At 55.2% G+C, this 20,232-nt stretch carries 20 protein-coding genes; 5 read left to right on the top strand and 15 right to left on the bottom strand.

Features of this window, described 5'->3' with window-relative positions; genetic code table 11:
* Positions 1-58: 58 nt before the first annotated feature.
* The 5 genes from GSQ80_RS09815 to GSQ80_RS09795 form a co-directional block, all read right to left on the bottom strand.
* Positions 59-937: an enoyl-CoA hydratase/isomerase family protein gene (locus GSQ80_RS09815; protein ID WP_158787482.1), complete on the bottom strand. Its 879-nt coding sequence runs from the start codon at positions 935-937 to the stop codon at positions 59-61.
* Positions 938-1,035: 98 nt separating this feature from the next.
* Positions 1,036-1,188: a hypothetical protein gene (locus tag GSQ80_RS09810; RefSeq protein WP_158787481.1), complete on the bottom strand. Its 153-nt coding sequence runs from the start codon at positions 1,186-1,188 to the stop codon at positions 1,036-1,038.
* A gap of 45 nt (positions 1,189-1,233) precedes the next feature.
* Positions 1,234-1,782, bottom strand: a complete 549-nt coding sequence (locus GSQ80_RS09805) for a YceI family protein (RefSeq protein ID WP_158787480.1) — start codon at positions 1,780-1,782, stop codon at positions 1,234-1,236.
* Positions 1,783-1,864: 82 nt separating this feature from the next.
* A complete protein-coding gene (locus GSQ80_RS09800) occupies positions 1,865-2,092 on the bottom strand; it encodes a hypothetical protein (RefSeq protein WP_158787479.1) in 228 nt (75 codons plus the stop codon).
* Positions 2,093-2,161: 69 nt separating this feature from the next.
* The gene (locus tag GSQ80_RS09795; RefSeq protein WP_158787478.1) at positions 2,162-3,070 is read right to left on the bottom strand and encodes a class II fructose-bisphosphate aldolase; all 909 of its coding nucleotides are present in this window, start codon (positions 3,068-3,070) and stop codon (positions 2,162-2,164) included.
* Positions 3,071-3,594: 524 nt separating this feature from the next.
* Here GSQ80_RS09795 and glgX point away from each other — a divergent pair.
* Positions 3,595-5,640, top strand: a complete 2,046-nt coding sequence (glgX, locus tag GSQ80_RS09790; protein WP_158787477.1) for a glycogen debranching protein GlgX — start codon at positions 3,595-3,597, stop codon at positions 5,638-5,640.
* 27 nt (positions 5,641-5,667) lie between these two features.
* On the opposite strand, the gene GSQ80_RS09785 is transcribed toward glgX, so the two are convergent.
* Together GSQ80_RS09785 and GSQ80_RS09780 are read right to left on the bottom strand one after the other, a co-directional pair.
* Positions 5,668-6,294 carry a DNA-3-methyladenine glycosylase gene (locus GSQ80_RS09785; protein WP_158787476.1) on the bottom strand — a complete coding sequence of 209 codons (627 nt, stop codon included), beginning with the start codon at positions 6,292-6,294 and terminating at the stop codon, positions 5,668-5,670.
* Between the two features lie 87 nt (positions 6,295-6,381).
* Positions 6,382-6,984, bottom strand: coding sequence for a cytochrome P460 family protein (locus GSQ80_RS09780; RefSeq protein WP_254059562.1), 603 nt, complete (start codon positions 6,982-6,984; stop codon positions 6,382-6,384).
* A gap of 275 nt (positions 6,985-7,259) precedes the next feature.
* Here GSQ80_RS09780 and GSQ80_RS09775 point away from each other — a divergent pair, with 275 nt between their 5' ends.
* Positions 7,260-8,135 carry an N-acyl homoserine lactonase family protein gene (locus GSQ80_RS09775; RefSeq protein ID WP_216850252.1) on the top strand — a complete coding sequence of 292 codons (876 nt, stop codon included), beginning with the start codon at positions 7,260-7,262 and terminating at the stop codon, positions 8,133-8,135.
* 89 nt (positions 8,136-8,224) lie between these two features.
* On the opposite strand, the gene GSQ80_RS09770 is transcribed toward GSQ80_RS09775, so the two are convergent.
* The 3 genes from GSQ80_RS09770 to GSQ80_RS09760 all read right to left on the bottom strand — a co-directional run bounded on the left by GSQ80_RS09770 (position 8,225) and on the right by GSQ80_RS09760 (position 9,832).
* Positions 8,225-8,521, bottom strand: a complete 297-nt coding sequence (locus tag GSQ80_RS09770; protein WP_254059689.1) for a UBP-type zinc finger domain-containing protein — start codon at positions 8,519-8,521, stop codon at positions 8,225-8,227.
* A 94-nt stretch (positions 8,522-8,615) separates the two neighbouring features.
* Entirely contained in the window at positions 8,616-9,521 is a 906-nt protein-coding gene (locus tag GSQ80_RS09765; protein WP_158787474.1) for an NADP-dependent oxidoreductase, read from the bottom strand.
* Positions 9,522-9,625: 104 nt separating this feature from the next.
* Entirely contained in the window at positions 9,626-9,832 is a 207-nt protein-coding gene (locus GSQ80_RS09760; RefSeq protein WP_158787473.1) for a hypothetical protein, read from the bottom strand.
* 289 nt (positions 9,833-10,121) lie between these two features.
* On the opposite strand from GSQ80_RS09760, the gene GSQ80_RS09755 reads away from it, so the two are divergent.
* The gene (locus tag GSQ80_RS09755; RefSeq protein ID WP_158787472.1) at positions 10,122-10,508 is read left to right on the top strand and encodes a DoxX family protein; all 387 of its coding nucleotides are present in this window, start codon (positions 10,122-10,124) and stop codon (positions 10,506-10,508) included.
* A gap of 20 nt (positions 10,509-10,528) precedes the next feature.
* On the opposite strand, the gene GSQ80_RS09750 is transcribed toward GSQ80_RS09755, so the two are convergent.
* The 4 genes from GSQ80_RS09750 to GSQ80_RS09735 all read right to left on the bottom strand — a co-directional run bounded on the left by GSQ80_RS09750 (position 10,529) and on the right by GSQ80_RS09735 (position 17,504).
* Positions 10,529-13,039 (bottom strand): glycogen/starch/alpha-glucan phosphorylase, encoded by a 2,511-nt coding sequence (locus GSQ80_RS09750; protein WP_158787471.1) that lies wholly within the window; start codon positions 13,037-13,039, stop codon positions 10,529-10,531.
* A gap of 109 nt (positions 13,040-13,148) precedes the next feature.
* Complete coding sequence (locus GSQ80_RS09745) at positions 13,149-14,720, bottom strand: DHA2 family efflux MFS transporter permease subunit (protein WP_216850250.1); 1,572 nt, start codon at positions 14,718-14,720, stop codon at positions 13,149-13,151.
* A 39-nt stretch (positions 14,721-14,759) separates the two neighbouring features.
* Positions 14,760-16,055, bottom strand: coding sequence for an HlyD family secretion protein (locus GSQ80_RS09740; protein WP_158787469.1), 1,296 nt, complete (start codon positions 16,053-16,055; stop codon positions 14,760-14,762).
* A gap of 24 nt (positions 16,056-16,079) precedes the next feature.
* Positions 16,080-17,504: a TolC family protein gene (locus GSQ80_RS09735; protein WP_158787468.1), complete on the bottom strand. Its 1,425-nt coding sequence runs from the start codon at positions 17,502-17,504 to the stop codon at positions 16,080-16,082.
* A gap of 262 nt (positions 17,505-17,766) precedes the next feature.
* Between GSQ80_RS09735 and GSQ80_RS09730 the strand changes: the two genes are divergently transcribed.
* On the top strand, positions 17,767-18,465 hold the full coding sequence (locus GSQ80_RS09730; RefSeq protein WP_158787467.1) for an RNA polymerase sigma factor: 699 nt from the start codon (positions 17,767-17,769) through the stop codon (positions 18,463-18,465).
* A gap of 39 nt (positions 18,466-18,504) precedes the next feature.
* Positions 18,505-18,726: an ATP-binding protein gene (locus GSQ80_RS23885; protein ID WP_371315701.1), complete on the top strand. Its 222-nt coding sequence runs from the start codon at positions 18,505-18,507 to the stop codon at positions 18,724-18,726.
* 63 nt (positions 18,727-18,789) lie between these two features.
* Here the strand turns inward: GSQ80_RS23885 and GSQ80_RS09725 are convergent, their stop codons facing one another.
* A complete protein-coding gene (locus tag GSQ80_RS09725) occupies positions 18,790-19,734 on the bottom strand; it encodes an aldo/keto reductase (RefSeq protein ID WP_158787466.1) in 945 nt (314 codons plus the stop codon).
* Positions 19,735-20,232 lie beyond the last annotated feature (498 nt).

Below are 20,232 nucleotides of genomic sequence, written 5' to 3'. Positions count from 1 at the left end.
CCCCGGCACTGAAGTTGAGACCAAGCTGGTCTTTACGTATTCTGCCAATCTCTACTGGTCACTCCGCCGATTTTTTGGACTCGCTCTTCCCTCGGGACGCGAGCTGACCTAGGTAGTACCCAAGCCGATTCTCGACGTCTCCTGGTTTTTGGAAGCCGCGGGTGGTCAGCGCCTTAATCCCGTCTTGGGCTGCGGATCTCCCCAGAGATTCGATACAGGCATCCCACCCGGCACCGAGTTCAACGTCCGGCGGCAGGCTGGTGTTCACAAGACGTTTGGTATTCGCGATCGCCCATTTGTCGAACCGGGAGATTCGGCTCGCGAGTGCCTCGACGAACGCATCGAGATCGGCGTCGGGTAAAGCGCGGTTGATGTAGCCATAGGCTTCGGCTTGATCGGCGCTTAAGTCTTCCGAACTTAACAGGACCTCGAGAGCGCGGTTTCGACCGATCAGCCTCGGCAGCCTCGCCATGGGGCCACCGCCGGCAACCATCCCGACGCCAACCTCCCATTGCGAAATGATGGTCTTATCTGTGCTGGCAAAACTCATGTCGCATGCGAGCGTAATCTCACTACCGTTTCCAGTCGCACGGCCCCGGATAAGGGCAATCGAGACGACCGGGGTGCGGGTCAGGCGCACGAGGAAGTCCGGCCACGGAGGCAGCCCGGTGCTACCGGCAGGCATTGAAGTCAGATCCTCCAACTTCGCCTTGAAATCAGAGTGGTTCAGGAAGTACTCGTCGACCGCGCTATCGAACACCACTACCTTGAGTTGCTCGTCCGCCTCGATGGCCGTGATGAGTTCCTGAAACTCCCGAACCATTTCCGGTCCCATCACGTTGATCGGCGGGTTCACGATGGTGACGCGCCAGTAGGCGGGGGAGCGTCGTGTGATACGGATCTGTGCAAGCTCTGCGGGCGCGCTCAGCGTTGTCATCGTAAGCTCCTTCCCATCGAAACCGGCTGCTCGAAGGGAGAAGCGATCGGCGTTCTTTCGATGCATTCATTCAGCCAGAAATCCGAACAGCAGCGCAATCAGACGATGGTGTTGGAGATACCTTTGTATTGCTGGCGTAACAATCGGCATGTAGCGGCAAAGCAATTCACCATCGGCTTGCATTCTAGTCTTGCGGGCGCCGCATCCTTATCGAGGGTAGCGTCGGCCACATACGCGTTTGTGTCTGCCATTCCGCGTCTTGGGGAGTGCGACCCGGAAGTAACGGAAGCAATTCGCTACTTATCCTTGGTAAACTCCACGTCCAGGGTAATGGTGACTTCGTCGCCCAACACCGCACCGCCGGCCTCCAGCAGAGTGTCCCAAAGAAGTCCGAAGTCCTTCCGATTGATCTTGGCGGCGCAGGAAAGTCCCAGTCGCGCATTGCCCCAGGGGTCGATGATTGGTTTGCTGACATCCGCAACGGTCAAGGTGATGGATTTCGTAACGCCGCGAATTGTCAGATCTCCGGCGACCGCGTAGTCGTTGCCGCCCAGGGACCGGATGTTCTTAGATTTGAAGGTCATCACCGGGAACTTTTCAACGTCGAAGAAGTCTGCGGCCTTCAGATGAACATCCCGATCATCGTTTCCCGTTCTCAGGGTCGCGACAGGGATCGAGGCCTCGATAGTGGAACGGCTGTAATTTTCGTCATCAAGCTCAAGCACGCCGGAGACCCCTGACAACTCCCCCTTCACGTAGGAAATCATCATATGTCTTACCTTGAACTCAGCTGACGAGTGAGCGGCATCGATCTTCCAAGTGGTCTTCGCAATAGTTGCAGGCATAAAGTGGTCTCCATTGCTTCAACAGCAGGTACGGCGAACGCGTTCGTAGAGAAGCGCGCTCACGGTGTGTAGTTTAGTAGATCTAATCGGGCTGACTCTTTAGTCCCGCCAACATTTGCTTGTCGACGTGCATCGACTCTTCGAGTGCCTCCTTTTCGCTGCGATATTTCAGTTCCGCTGGGAACGCACCAAAGCCATGGGGAGGTATGTTGTCCAGTAGCTCCGCCTCCTTGCGTCGGATCTCGTCATACTTTTGCTGGTCGAGTGCCACTTGGGTCTCCAGCCGCTTTATTTCGGCAGAATCTTTCATCTATCCTTCCTCCTTCTTAGCATGGCCTGGGAGCAACTACCCACCGAGTCTGCTTATGCTTGGAGCAACCTACGCCACTCGCTGGACGTGGGCTTTCTCTCTAAACCCGAGGGGCCGGCCATTGAACAATTGCAACCGCGCCTGAACTACGCGTTTTACCGACTCCACTGCGAACGGAAGAATCTTGTAAGGGACCACTTGATAGATATCCTGCGACAGACCTTCCTCCAGGCCACGTCTCCATGCCACTCGAAGTTCGGTGTTGATGTGGACGATGTTGATGCCTGCCGTGATGGCATTTTGCAGGTCTGCGTCGTCGGTACCCGATCCGCCATGCAGGGTAAGCGGGATTCCGACCGCGCTCTTGATTCGGGCAATCAATTCAACGTCAAGATGCTTCTTCGTAGTCCCCCACACCATGCTCATTACTAATCCATGTCGATTGCCGACGGCGGGCGCCAGTATGTCAACACCCGTAGCAGTGACGTACTGCTTCGCCTCCTCCGGCGTGGTGAGGGGGCTCGGTTCAGAGGCGCCTTCTTCGTGTATCTCAGAACCCGTTCCGATCTCGCCGATCTCACCCTCAACAAGCAGGCTTGGATTGATCGACTTAAGCATTTCGATTGCCTGCTGCGTCTCGGAAATATTCTGTTCAAAAGATAGTGCAGACCGGTCGAATGTGATGGCATCAAAACCACACTTAACTGCATCAATGGCACTCTCCAGCGAGTGCGTATGGTCCGCATTCAGAAAGATGGGGAAGTCAAATTCTTCGCGCAAGCTATGAACCAGCGCGGAGATTTGTCGAGTACCAATAAACTGTCGTTCTCCCTCCGACACACCCACCATCACCGGCACCTGCAGCTCCAGTGCGGACGAGACGACAGCCTTCAACAAAACGAGATCTGAGACGTTGAAGTGCCCGATCGCTACCCCGCTCACCTGCGACTGTTCTAACAACTTTGCTAAGGAGTGCATCCTTCATCCCTCCCTGGCGATGCTCTGCCGGGCATAGCAGGGGTGGGAATATCCCTGCGCGCTTCTTGGAGAATCACACCAGAAGGATGAGTCGAAATCTATTGAACTTTGGTATTGATACACACCTATGTATCGGTCGACACCATCGTCCAATGGATTCGACTTTGGACCCGTAGCTTAATCAAGTTGGCTTTGAAGATTGCCTTCGCCCAGGGATGGAGTCAGATTATGAAAATTTCGTCGAGACCAAAATATCCGTTTCACGTTTACGCGATGTCCTCCGAGGAAGACTATTTCTACAGGCGCCCAAACTCGGTGTTACTGGGATTTCTCGGTGCTGTCGCCGTCATGCTGCTGTTCGTGATGTGCGCTTTCTGGATTGGCTACAGAATCTGGTAGCGATTATCAGGACGTCCATAGCCGATCCCGCCCCGAAGTGGGAGAATGAGCGCAGACCAGGGAACACAGTTCCCTTCCCTTCGATCGGCCGGAATATATTTCTCGTGGACATTGAGGTCTAAGCGATGAAAAACGGAAGCCCCTATCCAATCGGCGCCAGTATCACGGATACGGGGGTGAACTTCAGCGTGTTCTCCTACCATGCAAGTGCCGTGGAATTGCTCCTATTCGATTCGGACGATGCAATCCAGCCAAGCCGCATCGTTGCCCTCCCACCCGGGACGAACCGAACGTCGCATTACTGGCATGTGCACTTAGCAGGAATCAGGCCGGGCCAGCTGTACGGGTACAGGATGAGCGGGCCCTACGCTCCCGAATTAGGTCATCGTTTCGATCCCGAGAAAATACTCCTCGATCCGTATGCTCGGGCTATCTCCACGAAGAACTATCAACGGAGTGCGGCCGCGAGATTCGGAGGCAACATAGGAGTCGCCGCGAAAAGCGTCGTCGCCGATCTGAGCATCTACGACTGGGAGGATGATCGCCCTCTGAATCATCCGTTTTCAAGCACTGTTTTGTATGAAATGCACGTCGGCGGATTTACGCGAAATACGAACTCCGATGTCCCCGCAGAAAAACGAGGCACCTACGCCGGCCTGGTCGAGAAAATTCCGTATCTGAAGGATTTGGGTGTCACTGCAGTCGAATTGATGCCCATGTTCCAATTCGACGCCCAGGACGCACCTGCAGGTTTAGAGAACTACTGGGGATACAGTCCCATGTCGTTCTTTGCGCCTCACGGTGGTTACTCCTCCCATAGTGACCCACTGGAATGCCTAGACGAGTTTCGTGACATGGTGAAAGCTCTACACAAAGCCGACATCGAGGTTATTCTCGATGTGGTGTACAACCACACCGCTGAAAATGGCGCCGAGGGACCTACCCTCTCCTTTAAGGGACTGGATAATCGGTTCTACTACATGCTATCGGACGACCTCTCGCAATATGCGGACTACACCGGTACGGGGAATACGCTCAACACTAACTTTTCGGTTGTCCGCAGGATGATCGGCGACAGCCTCCGGTACTGGGTTTCCGAGATGCATGTGGACGGCTTTCGTTTCGATCTTGCCGCCGTGCTCACTCGGGATCAACATGGCAGGCCGGCGGACGACGCTCCCATCCTCTGGGAAATTGATACCGAACCTGTGCTTGCCGGCAGGAAGCTTATTGCCGAGGCGTGGGATCCGGGCGGACTCTACCTGGTGGGATCCTTCGCCGGAGACCGCTGGAAGGAATGGAATGGACGTTTTCGTGACGATGTCAGACGTTTTCTCAAGTCGGACAGAAATACTGTGCTGAATCTGAGACAAAGGATCCTTGGCAGTCCAGATATTTATACGAAACAGTACCAATCGCCAGAACAAAGCATCAATTTCGTGACCTGCCATGACGGTTTCACACTCAATGATCTGTTCTCGTTCAACGAAAAGCATAACGAGGCGAACGGAGAGAATAATCGCGACGGAGCCTCCGAGAACGATTCGTGGAACTGCGGCGTAGAAGGTCCCACCGAGGATCGGGAAGTCGAACGGCTCCGTGCACGACAGATTCGCAACGCCGTAACGCTGAACTTACTCTCGGTCGGAACTCCAATGCTGATGATGGGAGACGAAGTGAGGCGGACTCAGCTCGGCAACAACAACGCGTATTGCCAGAATAATGAACTGAGTTGGTTCGACTGGAGCCTGTGCCAGACGCACGCCGACCTCCACAGGTTCGTCAAGCTGCTGATCCAATTGCGCCTGCGTTTTGTCGCAAATCGAAACGGGAATTTTCTGTCACTGGCCGACTTCGTCGAGCGGGCAAAGATCCAATGGGACGGGGTACACCTGTGTGCTCCCGATCTTTCGGCTGACTCACACAGCCTTGCAACGACCGCCTACCTCGCGGACGGCGGTGGATTTCACCTGATGATCAACGCCTATTGGGAACCTCTATCCTTCGCTCTGCCAACAGTCGCAGACGACTGTGGACCATGGCGCCGGCTCATCGACACGTTTCAGGACACGCCGTTGGACTTTCAAGAGCAAGGGGTCGAAACGACGGATCAATCCGCATACATCGTTCAGCCTCGATCGATCGTCTTGTTGGCAACCGGCCGATGCTAAAGTGAGAGCACCCTTTGGAACGCTGGCCTATATCCCTCTTAGCGCTTTTGACGGGCCGCTGACGAATTGGCTGCCCGTCTCGAAGAAACGCAGCCGCCGGTCCACCTCACGCGAAATTCCTATTCGCACCGACTTGCCAATAGCACCAGGCTCTCGAACGGCCGCCCCAAGCCAAAGCGAACCGTCGGCACACAGATCAATGCCGTCCAGCCGCTGATCAATTTTCAATGCAGCCGCGAGCCTCCCTGGACCCCTGGCCAAATCGGTAATCTTGGTGGTCTTCCGGAGTCCTTCCATTATGTTAATTCCATCAAGAGGCTCAATGGCACGCAACAACACTCCCGCTCCAACCCCAGGTTCCTCGGCCGTCACGTTCAGCATGTACGACGTCCCATAGATGAAGTACACATAAGCGAAACCCCTCTCCAGGAAGAGCGATTTCGTTCTAACCGTCCGTCCCCGGTAGGCATGTCCACTCGCATCGCCCGGTGGGTAGGCCTCCGTCTCCACGATACGACCACTCAATCTGCTGCGCCCAATCTTGCGAACAATCGTCTTTCCAACTAGATATCTGGCCAGCTCAGCCGTATCCGTTGGCAAGCTGTCTCGAGATAGTCGCAGCACGTCTTGAGCGATAGGAGCAGTCTTCGGCAACAAATTCCTCCTACCTACGCGGCAAGCGCGCCCTCTACAAACCCTTAAAGCCCAGCATCTTGCCCGCTTAAGCAGTCTAGGCGGGGTCTAACGCTTCTGGTAAGGATGGAAGATGTAGTCTTTCGACTTCACTGCCGTGTGGCATGCATTTCCGCAGTCTGAGAGGCTTGTAGGATCGGGTGCGAACTTGTCCGATGCAGCGTCATAGTTGAAAACCGCATAGCCCCAGCCGCCCGTTTTTGGGAATCGCTTGCTGTCTTTTTGCATGACGAAGACCTGCTTGAACACGTCGGGTACTTCCACAACGAAGGGCGCCTCCGTGCTCTTCTTGTGTGTCCATTGCAGCTTCACAATCATCGAACCATCAGGGAAAGCTTGACCGCCCCCGGGGACGCCCGATTTGTAGGCCGTAATCATCGTTGGGTTGGCGACGATCACTTTGAGGATCTCATCGGTACGTGCGGACGAGACGTCAGCCCAATCTTCGTATCCCCGAAAATCAGAGAACGCGATCCCACTGGGCGATTTCAACTGGTACTTGTCCTGCGCACAAACGGCTGTCGTGACAAAAAGTGCCAGAACTGCCACGGTCGTCCCAGCCGGTGCGAAGCGCGCAATCCGATTCAGGAAGGCACGCGCGCTTGTCTCCTGGTCTCGTCGCGCCGAGATTTCCATCACAAGCTTCCACATATTGTTTCCTCCCTCAAAAAGCGTCTTCTCAACCCAATCAACACGCCTCTCGGATGACTTCGATTAAGCCAGACACCAGGAGAGTGAACAATTGGACGAAGGTATCGACGATACTTTCGTCCAATATGCGGAACAGCGTCATCGGTTGATCAATTCCTCGGCATGAGCTGCTATAGAAATCACCTGTCTTAGGCAGGATAGGACCTTGGCCGATACGAAAGTATGGCAAACACCTTCGTCCAATTGCGCCATCGATTTCGTTCTGGCTGAATGGTGTGGAGGAACTCATGAAAACGAATACCAAATTCATCCTGTTGATTGCCGCCTCGGCGCTGGCTGCGATCGCCGCGACGCGCATTTCCGCTGCGTCCAAACCGCAAGCCAAATCCGGAGTAGACCGCCTCTATGTGATCGACTGCGGCGATGGCAGCGGCCCTGACGAATCACGTTGGACACCAGGAGCCAACGTCGGGATTCCCGTTGGCTTTCCCGGGCACTGCTACCTTATCCACCACACCCAAGGGTGGTTCCTGTGGGACACGGGTGTCGATGATGCTGTAGCGAAATTGCCGCATCATGAGCTCGTGCTGCACGAATGGGGTCCTGGCACAGGCCCGATCTGGCGCAAGCCAATAACGCTGGCAGCCCAGCTCGAAGAGATCCATGTGAAGCCCTCGGATATCAAGCTGATGGCAGTGTCCCACAGCCATCCGGACCACGCCGGAAATATCGAAATGTTTCCCAACACGCTAATGCTGGTGCAACGGGTCGAGTACGAATGGGCTGGGAGCCGGCAAGACACCGTTGCATTCAACAAGAACCATCCCGTAAAGCTCGTCGATGGCGACTACGATATCTTTGGCGACGGAAGCCTTGTATTGCTTTCAACACCCGGACATACGCCAGGCCATCAATCTTTACTCGTTCGGCTGCCTAAAACCGGGCCGGTGATTCTCAGCGGAGATGTTGCTCACTTCCAAACCAGCTTCGATCATCGCTATGTTCCTTCCAACAATTGGAACAAACAGGCATCGCTCGAGTCCATGGACAAGATAGCGGCCATCCTCGCGAAAGAGCATGCGCAGCTATGGATTAACCACGACCAGGCCCAAAGCGATGCGCAGAAGAAGCTACCAGCATTTTACGAATGATCGCATCTAGCCACTTGTCGTATAGCGCGGATCGGCGCGGATTCTCATAAGTGCGATCCAGCCTCAAGATGGCTACCCAGATCGGGCATTTAGTGCAGCAGCGATTCCCAGTTCGCCGGAACCTTTCCCGCTGGCCCAGGCGTTGGCTGGCTTTTTGGATGTGCGTGCGGTGGAAGCAATTTCACTCCGTTGATCATCGTCTGGCTCTCATAGTCGTAGAACCAATCTTCGCCGGGCTCAAAGCTGGTTATGATCGGATGCCCATCTGCGCTCGCATGCTTCGACGCATGCTGGCTCGGGGAGCTGTCACAGCACCCGATGTGCCCGCATTCGGCACACCGGCGAAGGTGAAACCACCAACCCTGGGGCGATGCTAGACATTCCATACATCCGTTGCCACTGGGCCTCGACGCCGGATTAACTCCACGATGATCTTCCTTCATCCCAATCTCTCCTTAGACTTGCGCTTCCCACACGTACTCAAGCTACCAGCAAGATTTTTCCCGTAGCGCCATTTTCTGCCGCAGCCTGAGCCTCCGCGGCCTCTCTGAGTGGCAGTTGCTCGCTGATTGGAATTACCAGCTTGCCATCTCGCACCGCTTCGGCCATGAACTCAAGAGTCTTCCTGTCAAATTTAGAAAAGACGAATACGACCTTTACAGCTGGGTATGCCGCGGCGTTCTGCGGAGCCCCGATTACAGAAGCGAACACTCCTCCGGGCTTGATCTTAGCCATCAGCCCTTCGGCAGTGCTTCGTCCCACCGTATCGGCGACCGCATCGAGCGGCGGAAGGCTCGCGATAGCTCTGACGTCGTCGGTCGCAACCACCTGATCCGCACCTACGGTCTTCGCCTCATCCATTTGCTTCTTCAAAACCCCGGCGATGACGGTAGCCCCTCGATTCTTCGCAGTGAATACCGCCGAGCGCCCCACATTTCCTGCGGCACCCAAAACCAAGACCGTTTGGCTCGCTTGGACGTCCGTAGCTGAAAGCAGTTGGTTGCCGGTCGTCGTCACCAGCGGCAGTGCCGCCGCCTGGATCACATCAAGCCCGTCGGGGATCTTCGCCAAGACCGCTGCGCTCACGACGCAAAGTTCTGCGTAGGTATTGTCTGCCATAGCGAACACTCGGTCACCGATTGTAAAGTCTTTCACTTCCGGCCCAACGTTGACCACGGTCCCCGCGAGATCAACTCCGATAAGACCCGGGAACTGGATGGGGTAAAAGTCTTTCGTCAAACCGGCACGTCGTTTGTAATCGATCGGATTCACGCTCGCGGCAGCCACGCGCACCAGCACTTCCCCCTCGCCGGCTACCGGATCCGGGTAATCCTCGTAGTTCAGTACTTCTGGGCCGCCATATTGATGGACAACAATTGCTTTCATCCTTCACCTCCACTCCCCTACTGTCGGGCGACCGGGCAGCAATACTACCGCGACAGGTTCCCAATCTCCTGTTGCGTCAACTTAGGTCGCGATCCAACCACGGCCTAGGTTTCTTTGGCCTTCTGCGCAAGTTCCCGAAATTCCCTGGCTTGTTTGTGGCTCTCCTTCACCTGCAGCTGTGCGATCTGCCTTGATTTGTCCGTCACCAGGAACGGAACCAGCGCTTCAAGTTCGATCGCCGCCTCTTGCGCGTGACCAGCCTCTTTGATCAACAGATGGTCAAGCTTCCGGATCGCCTCATTGTGGTCCACGCTTCCCTCCGTCCTTCTTATCCTCGGCCATTTGATCGCCAGAATTGGCCGCGCACAACGATTACACTCCAACGCGATTCAGCGATTCAATTGGACAATGGTATAGGCGATACCTTCGTATGCCTCCTTGGAAGAGGATGGGCACGGCGCCGAGTCGATTGCCATTTAGTACTTTGGTGGTGGACGATACGTTCGTCCAATAGATTCGAGATCTCGGTTCAGGCCTAATCAAGGTGCCACTATTGATAGCAAGCGCAGCATGACCAGCCAAAGCTCAGGAGACCTCACAATGTTCCCGCAACTCGCCAGCTTCACCGACCTCAACCTGCTCCTGCTTCGCCTTATGGTGGGCCTGATATTCATTACTAGCGGCTACAACCATCTGAAGGATCCAGCGGCGCGCTCCAAGAGCATCGGGATGTCGAAAGGCTTCACTATTTTTCTCGGAATCGCCGAGATCGCTGGTGCCTTGGGAGTAGCCTTTGGTGTGCTCACGCAACTCGCGGCATTCGGGTTGATTGCCCTGATGCTTGGGGCGATAAGTAAGAAGATCTTCTCTTGGCACACAGGATTTTGGGGAGAGAAAACCTACGGCTGGCACTATGACCTGATGATTATCCTGATGAATCTGCTGATCGCCTCGACAGACGGTGGACACTGTGTGCTGATCAAGTAAGGAACGCTGACACGGCGAATTCAGCGGCTTGGGACCGGCAGCTTCCAAATGTCTTCACAATATTGCCGAATCGTGCGATCCGAAGAGAATTTGCCCGACCGTGCCGTATTCAATAACGACATCGCGCCCCACCGTCCAGTGTCGACATAGGCCTTGCCGGCCTCCTGCTGCGCCGCTGCGTAGGCATCGAAGTCAGCCAGGACACAGTACCGGTCGTAATTCATTAGGTCGTTCACCAGCGGCACAAACAAATCCCGATCGCCATTTGAAAATCTTCCATCCCGCAGGTCGTCCAGTACCTCCCGTAATAGCGGACTCTTCTCGTAGTAGCTGCGTGGCCTATAGCCCGCCAGCTGCAGGTCACTGATCTCCGGCGCGGTCAACCCAAACAGGAAAAAGTTCTCTTCACCAGCTTCCTTTCGAATCTCGATGTTTGCGCCATCCAGCGTGCCAATGGCAACCGCCCCATTCATCATGAACTTCATGCATCCGGTGCCGCTTGCCTCGAAGCCGGCGGTGGAGATTTGCTCAGACAGATCGGCGGCGGGATAGATCCGCTGTCCCAGCGAAACTGAGTAATTCGGAATGAAGATGACCTTCAACAAATCCTTTACCTGGGGATCGTTGTTAACCAGCTCGCCCACTTGGCATATCAGTTTGATGATTAGCTTCGCCATCGTATAACTGGGCGCTGCCTTGCCTCCGAAGAGGAAGGTTCGCGGCGTCAAGTCCTTGATCATGCCGGTCTTGATCTGGCAATACAGCGAAAGAATGTGCAGCGCATTCAAGTGCTGGCGCTTGTACTCGTGTATCCGCTTTACCTGCACATCAAACATCGATGTCGGGTCCACATCAATGGACATCGTTTCCTTAATGTACGCGGCGAGCCTGCCCTTTGAAGCCTCTTGTGTCTTCCGCCAGCGATCCAGAAAGCCATTGTCGCTGGCGAAGGGCTCGAGCGACTTCAAGCCATACAGATCCTTGTGCCAGCCTGTGCCGATCGACTCGTCGATCAAGCCAGTGAGCTCCGGATTGGAGAGCATCAACCAGCGTCGGGGTGTGACGCCATTTGTCTTGTTGCTGAAACGCTCCGGGAAAGCCTCGTAATAATCATGCAGAGTCGTCTCTTCCAGCAGCTTTGTATGCAGTTCCGCCACGCCATTGACGGCCTTGCTACCCACAACCGCCAGGTGTGCCATCTGCACGCTTCGTACGCCGTCTTCTCCAATGATGCTCATGCGACGCATCCGCGCGTCATCATCGGGAAAGCGAAATCGCATATCATCCAGAAACCTGCGATTAATTTCGTAGACGATCTCCAGATGTCTCGGCAGCAGGCTCCCGAATAACTCCAACGACCACCGCTCCAGCGCCTCAGGAAGAAGCGTGTGATTGGTGTAACCAAAGGTAGACTGCGTCACCCGCCACGCATCTTCCCATCCCATCTCGTGCTCATCCATCAGCAGGCGCATCAGTTCCGGGATGCCGATCGACGGGTGCGTGTCGTTCAATTGCACCGTCCATTTCTTATCAAACTCTGCGAGCGGCTTTCCGAAAGCCAAGTGCAGTTGCACCATGTCCTGCAAGCTGCACGACGTAAAGAAAAACTGTTGTTGCAACCTAAGGCGTTTTCCTTCCTCTTTCTCGTCTGGCGGGTACAGCACCTTGCTGATCGTCTCGGATTCCATCTTCGCGCGCACGGCACCCGCATAGTCGCCGCTGTTGAATACGCTGAGGTCAAAGGAATCGACAGCTTCGGACTTCCACAGTCTCAGGCGATTCACCGTGCGCGTCCTATAGCCCGGTATTGGCGTGTCGAATGGAATTCCCTTTACCTTGTAACCCGGCACCCATCTGTGACGAATTGCGCCCTTCCCGTCGGTGTACGTTTCGGTGTATCCCGAGAACCCTACTTCATAGGAATTGGAGGCTGCGATCTCCCAAGGATTGCCAAATTGGAGCCATTTGTCAGATTTCTCTACCTGCCAGCCATCTACAATCTCCTGCCGGAAGATGCCAAACTCGTAACGCAGGCCGTAGCCGATCACCGGTACATCCAGCGTGGATAGCGAATCGAGAAAGCAAGCGGCAAGCCGACCCAGGCCGCCATTCCCGAGGCCGGGCTCAGGCTCCTCGTTCGCGATGATGTTGAGTTCGAGCCCCAGACTCTTCAGCGCCTGCTCGGCTGGTTGCGCTAAATCGAGATTCAACAAGTCGTTCTGTAGATGAGGTCCAAGAAGGTACTCGGCGCTCAAGTAAGCGAGAACGCGAACGTCTCCATGTCTGTAGGTCACGATTGTTTCAAGCCACTGATCCATCAAGCGATCGCGAACGGTGAGCGCCGCTGCATGATATTTATCAACCAGGTTGGACAACTCCAATGGCCTGCCCACGCTATGCGTCATGTGATTGCGGAACGAACCGGCGATCCCTGCCGCGCTTGTACCAGTACGATCTTCGCGGGCTACCGTATCTTTCTCATGCTGCTCGTCGTCCCCGACCGCTGAAGGCTGCACTTTCTTTCGTGGCATCTGTTTCCTCCAACTCGCTCAATATCGTCCACGTCCACCTTATGGGATGCGCCGAAACCGTTTCGGATGGCCAACTCCGCAGAAGCTCACAAAGATCCTATCGTCCAGATCAATGGCCTCCAACTGGTCCTGAAAGTCTCGTCTTTTTCATAAAAACCAGCGCCATCCCGCTGGCGAGCAAGACACAACCAAGTATCAGAAAACAATCGCCGTAGGCGAGCAGAAACGCCTGACGCTGCACCGCACTGCCCGCTGCGCGGATCGCGCGCATGTTAGCCGAATACGTGTCGCTGCCCTGAGACGTGAAGTAATCTGTCGATTGCACCAAGCGCTCGCGCAACGCACCTGAATAGATAGTGACCGACTCCCCGATGCGTTCTGAATGAAACCTCTCTCTTACAGAAAGCAACGTGGATAGGCCGGCGATTCCAATGGATCCGCCTATATTCCGCATCATGTTGAAGAGCGATGACGCGGCTCCGCTTTCACGCCCTTCCGCCATACCGGCCGTTGTAATCGCAGAAAGAGGAGTCATGATAAGAGGCTGGCCCACCGCGCGGACAATCAGCGGAATGTAGAACTGCGGTCCCGCAAAATTAGAATCGAGATGAATATCGAAAAACGCGCTGCCGCCGAAAAGAAGAATGCCGATGCCGATAATGACTCGCGCATCAATTACTTTCATCAGCTTCGGAATAAACGGAATGACAACGAGTTGCGGAAGCCCCATGAAGATGATGACCTCTCCGATCTGGGTCGCATCGTAGCCATGGACCGCCCCCAGATACACGGGCAGGATAAACACGGTGCCGTAAAGTCCCATGCCAAGGGCCAAATTGACGATGCTGCCAAGCCCAAAGTTTCTGCGCGCAAACAGGCGTAGGTCGACCAGCGGCTCCCTTTCACGCAGCTCAATCAGGATGAAGGCGGGAATGAAGACTGCGGCCGTCCATGCCAGTTTTACAATTCCAGGATCGCCAAACCAGTCCTTGCGATTTCCATCCTCAAGCACAATCTCGAAAGCGGCGAGGCCGATCGCCATTGTAAGGATTCCCCACCAATCACCTCGTTTCAGCAAGCCAAGGTGCATGGGCTGCATGTCCATGGTGAACCACACCGCAGCAATCAGTAGCGCTCCGGGAATGACGTTGATGTAAAAAATGAATGGCCATCCGTAATTGTCAGTTAGCCATCCGCCAAGAAGCGGTCCCAGCGCCGGCGCAAAGGTGGCGGTAATGGTGAACATGGCCATGCCAATGGCTCTCTTTGACGGCGGCAGATAAGTGAGGATCACGTCGAAGGAAAGGGGAATCAGTACGCCGCCGGTGAAACCCTGCAGAACGCGAAAAAGGATCATCAGACTCAAAGAATGGGTTTGACCGCAACAGACAGAGAAGACGATAAATAAAATCGAGTTCACGAGAAGATATCTCTTGAGAGAGAAAGCAGCTGAGAGCCACGAGGTCAGAGAGATCACAACGATCTCCGCCACCAGATATGCCGTTGGCACCCATGAAATCTCATCCGAGCTGGCTGAAAGCGTTCCCGCTATGTCGCGAAGGGAAGAGTTGGTGACAATAATGTCTAGCACTGCCATAAAGCAGCCAAGAAGTACCCCTGCAACGCATATCCACGTCTTCAACGACACATGATCGTTAGCTTCGTGTGTTTTTGCATTCATCGCCGGACTTATCGAAGTGCTTGCCATCGAAGTTCGCCCTTACCGCGTCGCTACCGTAACAACCGCCGACATGCCCGGCGAAAGCAGGTTCTCATAGCCACGCACACTGTCCCGATCGAGTACGATCTTGACGGGAATGCGCTGCACGATTTTGGTGAAGTTGCCGGTCGCATTGTCCGGGGGCAGTAGGGCGAATTCATTACCAGAACCAGGAGCGAGACTGTCCACCTGCCCATAAAACTTGTGTTTCGGAAAGGTATCGATTTCAACTTCGACACGCTGCCCGATGCGCATCTTCTCTAGCTGTGTCTCCTTGAAGTTAGCGACCACCCACGGTTGCTCTTCTACAACCGCCATCAACGGCTGCCCCACTTGTACGCGCTGCCCAGCTTCGACCGACTTTCTCCCGATACGTCCGCTTACAGGCGCCTTGATCACCGTGTAAGAGAACTGCAGCTTCGCGTCCTCTAGAGCCGCAGCCGCCTGCGCGACCGCTGCCCGCGCCGTCGCAAACTGGCCCTCACGAACCCGGGTCTCGAGCAAAGTTGCCTGCGCTGACTGCAATCCTCCTTCCGAGTTCGTCAGCTGAGCCTCGGTGCGAACGACGCCCTGCTGCTCTGCGACAACCTGTGCCTCTGCTTGTCGCACCTGCTCCTCGGCCGCGGCCTGTGAGGCTACTGCCACTTGGTAACTCGCCTGTTGGTGGTCGAGCGCTTGTTTCGAGACTTGCTCCCTCGCATATAGATCCCGATACCGATGAAGATCCGCGTCCTCTCGTTGCAGGGTCGCCGTCGCCTCCTGCAACTGGGCGTTGGCACGCGGAACTCCTGCCTCTGCGGCGGTGGCAGCGGCTTTCGCGGCTAGAATCGACGCCTCCGCTTCCCCAATGGATCCATGCGCCTGTGTGGTTTGCGCAATGGCCGACTGCGAGGTCGCTCGGATTGCGGCCTCGGCGGTGTCAGCATGACGCGCCGCCTCGTCGAGCGCGGCCTGCGCCTGATCCAGTCTCACCTTGTAGTCGTTTGGATCAAGAAAAACGAGGGTCTGCCCTTCGCTTACGTTTTGGTTATCGTCGATCAGCACCTGCTGAACGGTGTCCGTGATGCGGGCACTGATTGGGTGCAGATGACCTTCCAAATAAGCATCGTCCGTCGTCTCATGATGCGTAGACCAGACCATGTATCTGACGGCGAAGAACAGGAGCACGAGCGCAGCGGCGATACCTCCGACGATGAGCCACCGCTTTCTCTTGTCAGCGATCCCGCTTGCCTTTGGAGGCTCAGGCGCGCTCGCTGCATCTAGGACGTGTGGTTGTTCTAACACTGCTTCACTCATGGCCTTGTCCTCTCACGGATAGTCTTACGGATGGCTATAGATCTGTTCCACACTGCCAATTGCGTAAGCGAGTTGCGCGCGTGCGATGTTGTAGCGGAACAGTGCTCCAATCTCTGCGTCGTTTGCGCGGGCAAGCGAGTCCTGCGCCGTCGTGACTTCGATGTTGTCGGTTACGCCCGACGCAAAACGCCCTTGCGAGAGTAAGATCTCTTCGTTGGCCAACTCCACTTCCTCATGGCTAAGCTGCACTTGATGCGCGGCAGCATCTAGTTCGACTTGTCCATCGCGTACTTGCTCGGTTACCAAATTCCGTTCTTGCTCGAGCTCTTTCTGTGTGCGCAGTTCGACTAACGCCGTGCTCTCCCGTTCTGCTCTTAAGCGTCCTCCAGTAAAGAGAGGAACAGTCATGCTGGCCTGGTAAAGATATCCAGGAGTGGCCGTATTGAACGTCTCACCCTGCTCATTCCAGAATCCGGTGAACTCGAACTTTGGCACGGACCGTGCAATAACGCCCTGATGCGTAAGTTGAGTAGCCTTGATAGTCTCTGCCAAAGACCGCAGTTCCGGGCGCTGTGCGAGGGCCGTGGCCAACGGGTTGGCCAGATCGAGTGAGGCAGGCCGGGAGAAGTTCTGCGCGTCTGCGAATTCCATCTGCTGGATGTCGGGAACGTTAAGAATTCGCTTTAGCGCATAGACGGTGGTATCTGCGTTGCGCTGCGCGTCGATCAACTGCTGCTCCTCCTCTCTAAGCCTGACCTGTGCACGCGATACATCGATCTTGCTTGCTACACCGTCCATCAAAAGATCATCCGCCTGATGAGCCAATCGAGTCGCCAATCCAACCCGAGATTCGGCCGCAGTGATGTTGGCAAGCGCGCGAAGATGTGCCATATATTCGCTGACAGTCAGCAGCACAGTTTCTTCACGAACCGTCTCCTCATCTGCACGACTCGCCAGCACGCGATGCCCGCTCGCCTGGAATTCGCGGATCAGCGTCAGATCGAAAATCGGAGCGGAGAATGTTGGGCCAACATAGACGGCCTGATACGGCCCGATAGCATGAGGAACAGTGGGAATCGGAATCTGGATCCCGAGCAAGGCTCTCAGGTTGTGGCGATTGATGCCGTCTTCCGCCTCGAAGCTAGCTTGCGGTAAGAGTGCCGAGCGCGCGATCAACCGCTCCTGCTGCTTGCTCGCGGTTTCAAGATTGGCAATTTGGATGTCGAGATTCTGCTTCAAGGCCAGTTGAACAGCCTCGGTGAGGGTGAGCTTTCGTCCTTCCTCAATCGCAGCATGCGACGTTGCAGCGTCGGCCTGCGATCGGCCCGATTGTTCATTTTGCCCCTTCATTTTTTGGATCTGCCCTCCGAAGATCACAAGAAGGAATGCGACGAGGAGGCATCCGACGAGTCGTGTTGGCGCCGCCTTATTGTTAGCTTTCGGATTCATATCCGATCGACCTCTCGAGGGTGCTGTGAAGGCAATACATGCACTTCCGCAGGTTTCTCGAGAATCACACCAGAACAGCACGGTCAAAGCTATTGACCTTTGGTATTGACAGAGACCTTGGTGTCGGTCAACACCATCGTCCAATGGATGCCAGTCCTGGCTCATGGCCTAATCAGATTCTGGTTTCCGAGGTGACCCGACCGGCATTACCGGATCCAGATTCAATACCGCTGTTGAAGGCCATCAATCGATAGGAGCTACTATGCCAAAGAACGACGCAGACCTTGTTTCGGGCACCTCTCCAGTGATCGGCGCTGCAACTTGGCGGACGTCACCAAACCTTGACTACCACGCTGACCTCAAGGTCGATACACGAATCGCAACGGACGCACTTCTAACGTTCGCCGCGAAATCGGGAAATAGCGCTGCCTTTGATGAGTTAAGCCGACGCCATTCCAAAAGAATCAAACGCCACATCTACCGAATCGTCCGAAATTGGGAAGACACCGAAGATGTGTTGCAAGACTCGCTTCTCAAGGCATTTATCAACATAGGAGAGTTTCGGAACGATTGCGCTTTCTCGACCTGGCTGACACGAATTGCAATCAATTCGGCGCTGATGGTCCTCCGAAAGAGACGCAGGCACACACACAACCTCGAAGGCAAAACCCCCAGTTCAACCGAGAGCCTCGTCTTGCAGGAGCTACCTGATCTTTCCCCGACTCCTGAGTTTCTCTACGCCGAGCGCCAGGCGCAAGAATCACTTCGTGGCGCGATATTGCATTTGCCATGGTCTTTCCGGTCTGTGACTGAGCTTTACCTTGCGAAGGATTGCTCAACACGTGAGGTAGCAAAAACCCTCGGTATAACGGTCGGGGCGGCAAAATCCCGTTTGATGCGCGCGAAGAAAGCGCTGCGCGCATCAGTGCCGCAACTCCAAAGCCGGATCGACGCCGGGTGAATTCGATACGGTACTTTATCCCGGCGACCGCGGGCCTACGTGGGATCTGGCGGAGGGTACAGGCTCAATCACTCGGCTACCGAATTGCTGTCCGAGCCGTTCTTTTTCACGAAAAGTACCGGTATGGGTGTCGGACTGTACGTTTGCAGATTGATCATAGAGCGTTTTCGTGGACGTTTAAGCGCAACGCGCAACGAGGGTCCAGGAGCCTCCTTTGAATTGTCGATTCCCTGCTCCTCGTGCGAAGTCGCCGAAGCGTAGCCGTACGGCGCGATGCAGGCGCCAAGGGAATCAAGCGACATCTGCCACTCAGTTGTCCGCACTTCAAGCCGACTTGGCACGTGGGATGAAGCCTGGCGTGCCCGTATTCACCACGTCATTCAGTCTTTGCCTAGTCTGAATGTGATTGACCTCGTCAAATGCGTCCTCTGGAAGAGCGGAGATGTCAAAGTTTTCCCTCGCGCGCTCAGCACTCCTGGGGGTAGTAAGCAATGCTGTCCCCCGCTGGACCGCCCAGGCCAACAATACCTGTGCGGGAGTTTTCCCAACCCGCGTAGCGATTGCCCTAACTATTGGGTCTTCAATCGGCCCCGGCCTTACTCCGTGGCCTAACGGAGCGAACGCCAGGAATACGATTCCCTTCTCCTTACAAAACTCCAGAAGCTCATTCTCTGGAAGATAGGGATGCGACTCAACCTGCACTACGGCAGGTTTGATCCGCGCCAATTCATAGATGGGCCGCAATTTCTCCAAGGTGATGTCAGACAACCCAATGGCTCTGCACCTTCCACCGTCGACGAGACCCTCCATCGCCCTCCATGTGTCGAGCAGGGTAACGCTTGGGTCGTAGAGAACATTTCCTTTTTGATCCCGAGGGTCCTGGTTGTCCCCCGGTTGAAACGCAAAGGGCGTGTGAATGAGATAGAGATCCAGGTAGGTAAGTCCAAGCCTCCCGAGGCTCGCTTCAAACGCCGGCAGGACACGCTCCGGTCGATGATTCGTATTCCAAAGCTTTGTTGTGATAAACAGCTCCTCGCGGTTTACCTCTTTAGCGTCCAGCCCTGCTTCCAGTGCTTTGCCGACCTCGTGCTCGTTGCCATAGCGCTCCGCACAATCGAAGTGTCGGAATCCAGCCTCAAGCGCGTCCTTGGAAGCACGTATCGTCTCCGCCGCATCGGGGATCAACGTACCAAACCCCAGTACAGGGATTTGGCCGACTCCATGCATAAGCGGCAATCTCGCATTCCGAAAATCAGAAGATGTAATCATCAATTCCCTCCGCAGGAATCTCACCCAGCGATTCAAGGGTGCGGACATCAACACCAGTCTTGTCATTAGGCCAGAAGCGTTCGCCCACATCTATTGGACGAAGGTATCGACCACTACCTTGTATGGAGTCCAACCACCAAGCCAGGAAGTGTCGATACCAAAGTATCGTGCATACCATCGTCCAATTGTTTTCTCTTTCCTCTCCCGGCTTACTAAAAAAGTACGGGAGGAATGGATGAATAGCATTCAAGCTGAAACAACGACACCTTCGGCCAAGCGCTTTGCCGTCGACGGTCATTGCGCGCGGCTCACTCTTGCCGGGAGCGACAATTCAATCATCCCCGATCACGCCAACGCTGATCTCAGATCAAACTATAACGCTGTGAGATCCATGACGGGTTCTCTAGTGGCAGCCTTATCCGCGGAGGACCAGATGGTCCAATCATGCGCTGATGCCAGCCCTGTCAAGTGGCACCAAGCCCACACGACATGGTTCTT

This window comes from Granulicella sp. L46 (assembly GCF_009765785.1).
In the GTDB taxonomy this organism is placed as follows: Bacteria; Acidobacteriota; Terriglobia; order Terriglobales; family Acidobacteriaceae; genus Granulicella.
This window is presented reverse-complemented; position numbering and strand designations above follow the sequence as displayed.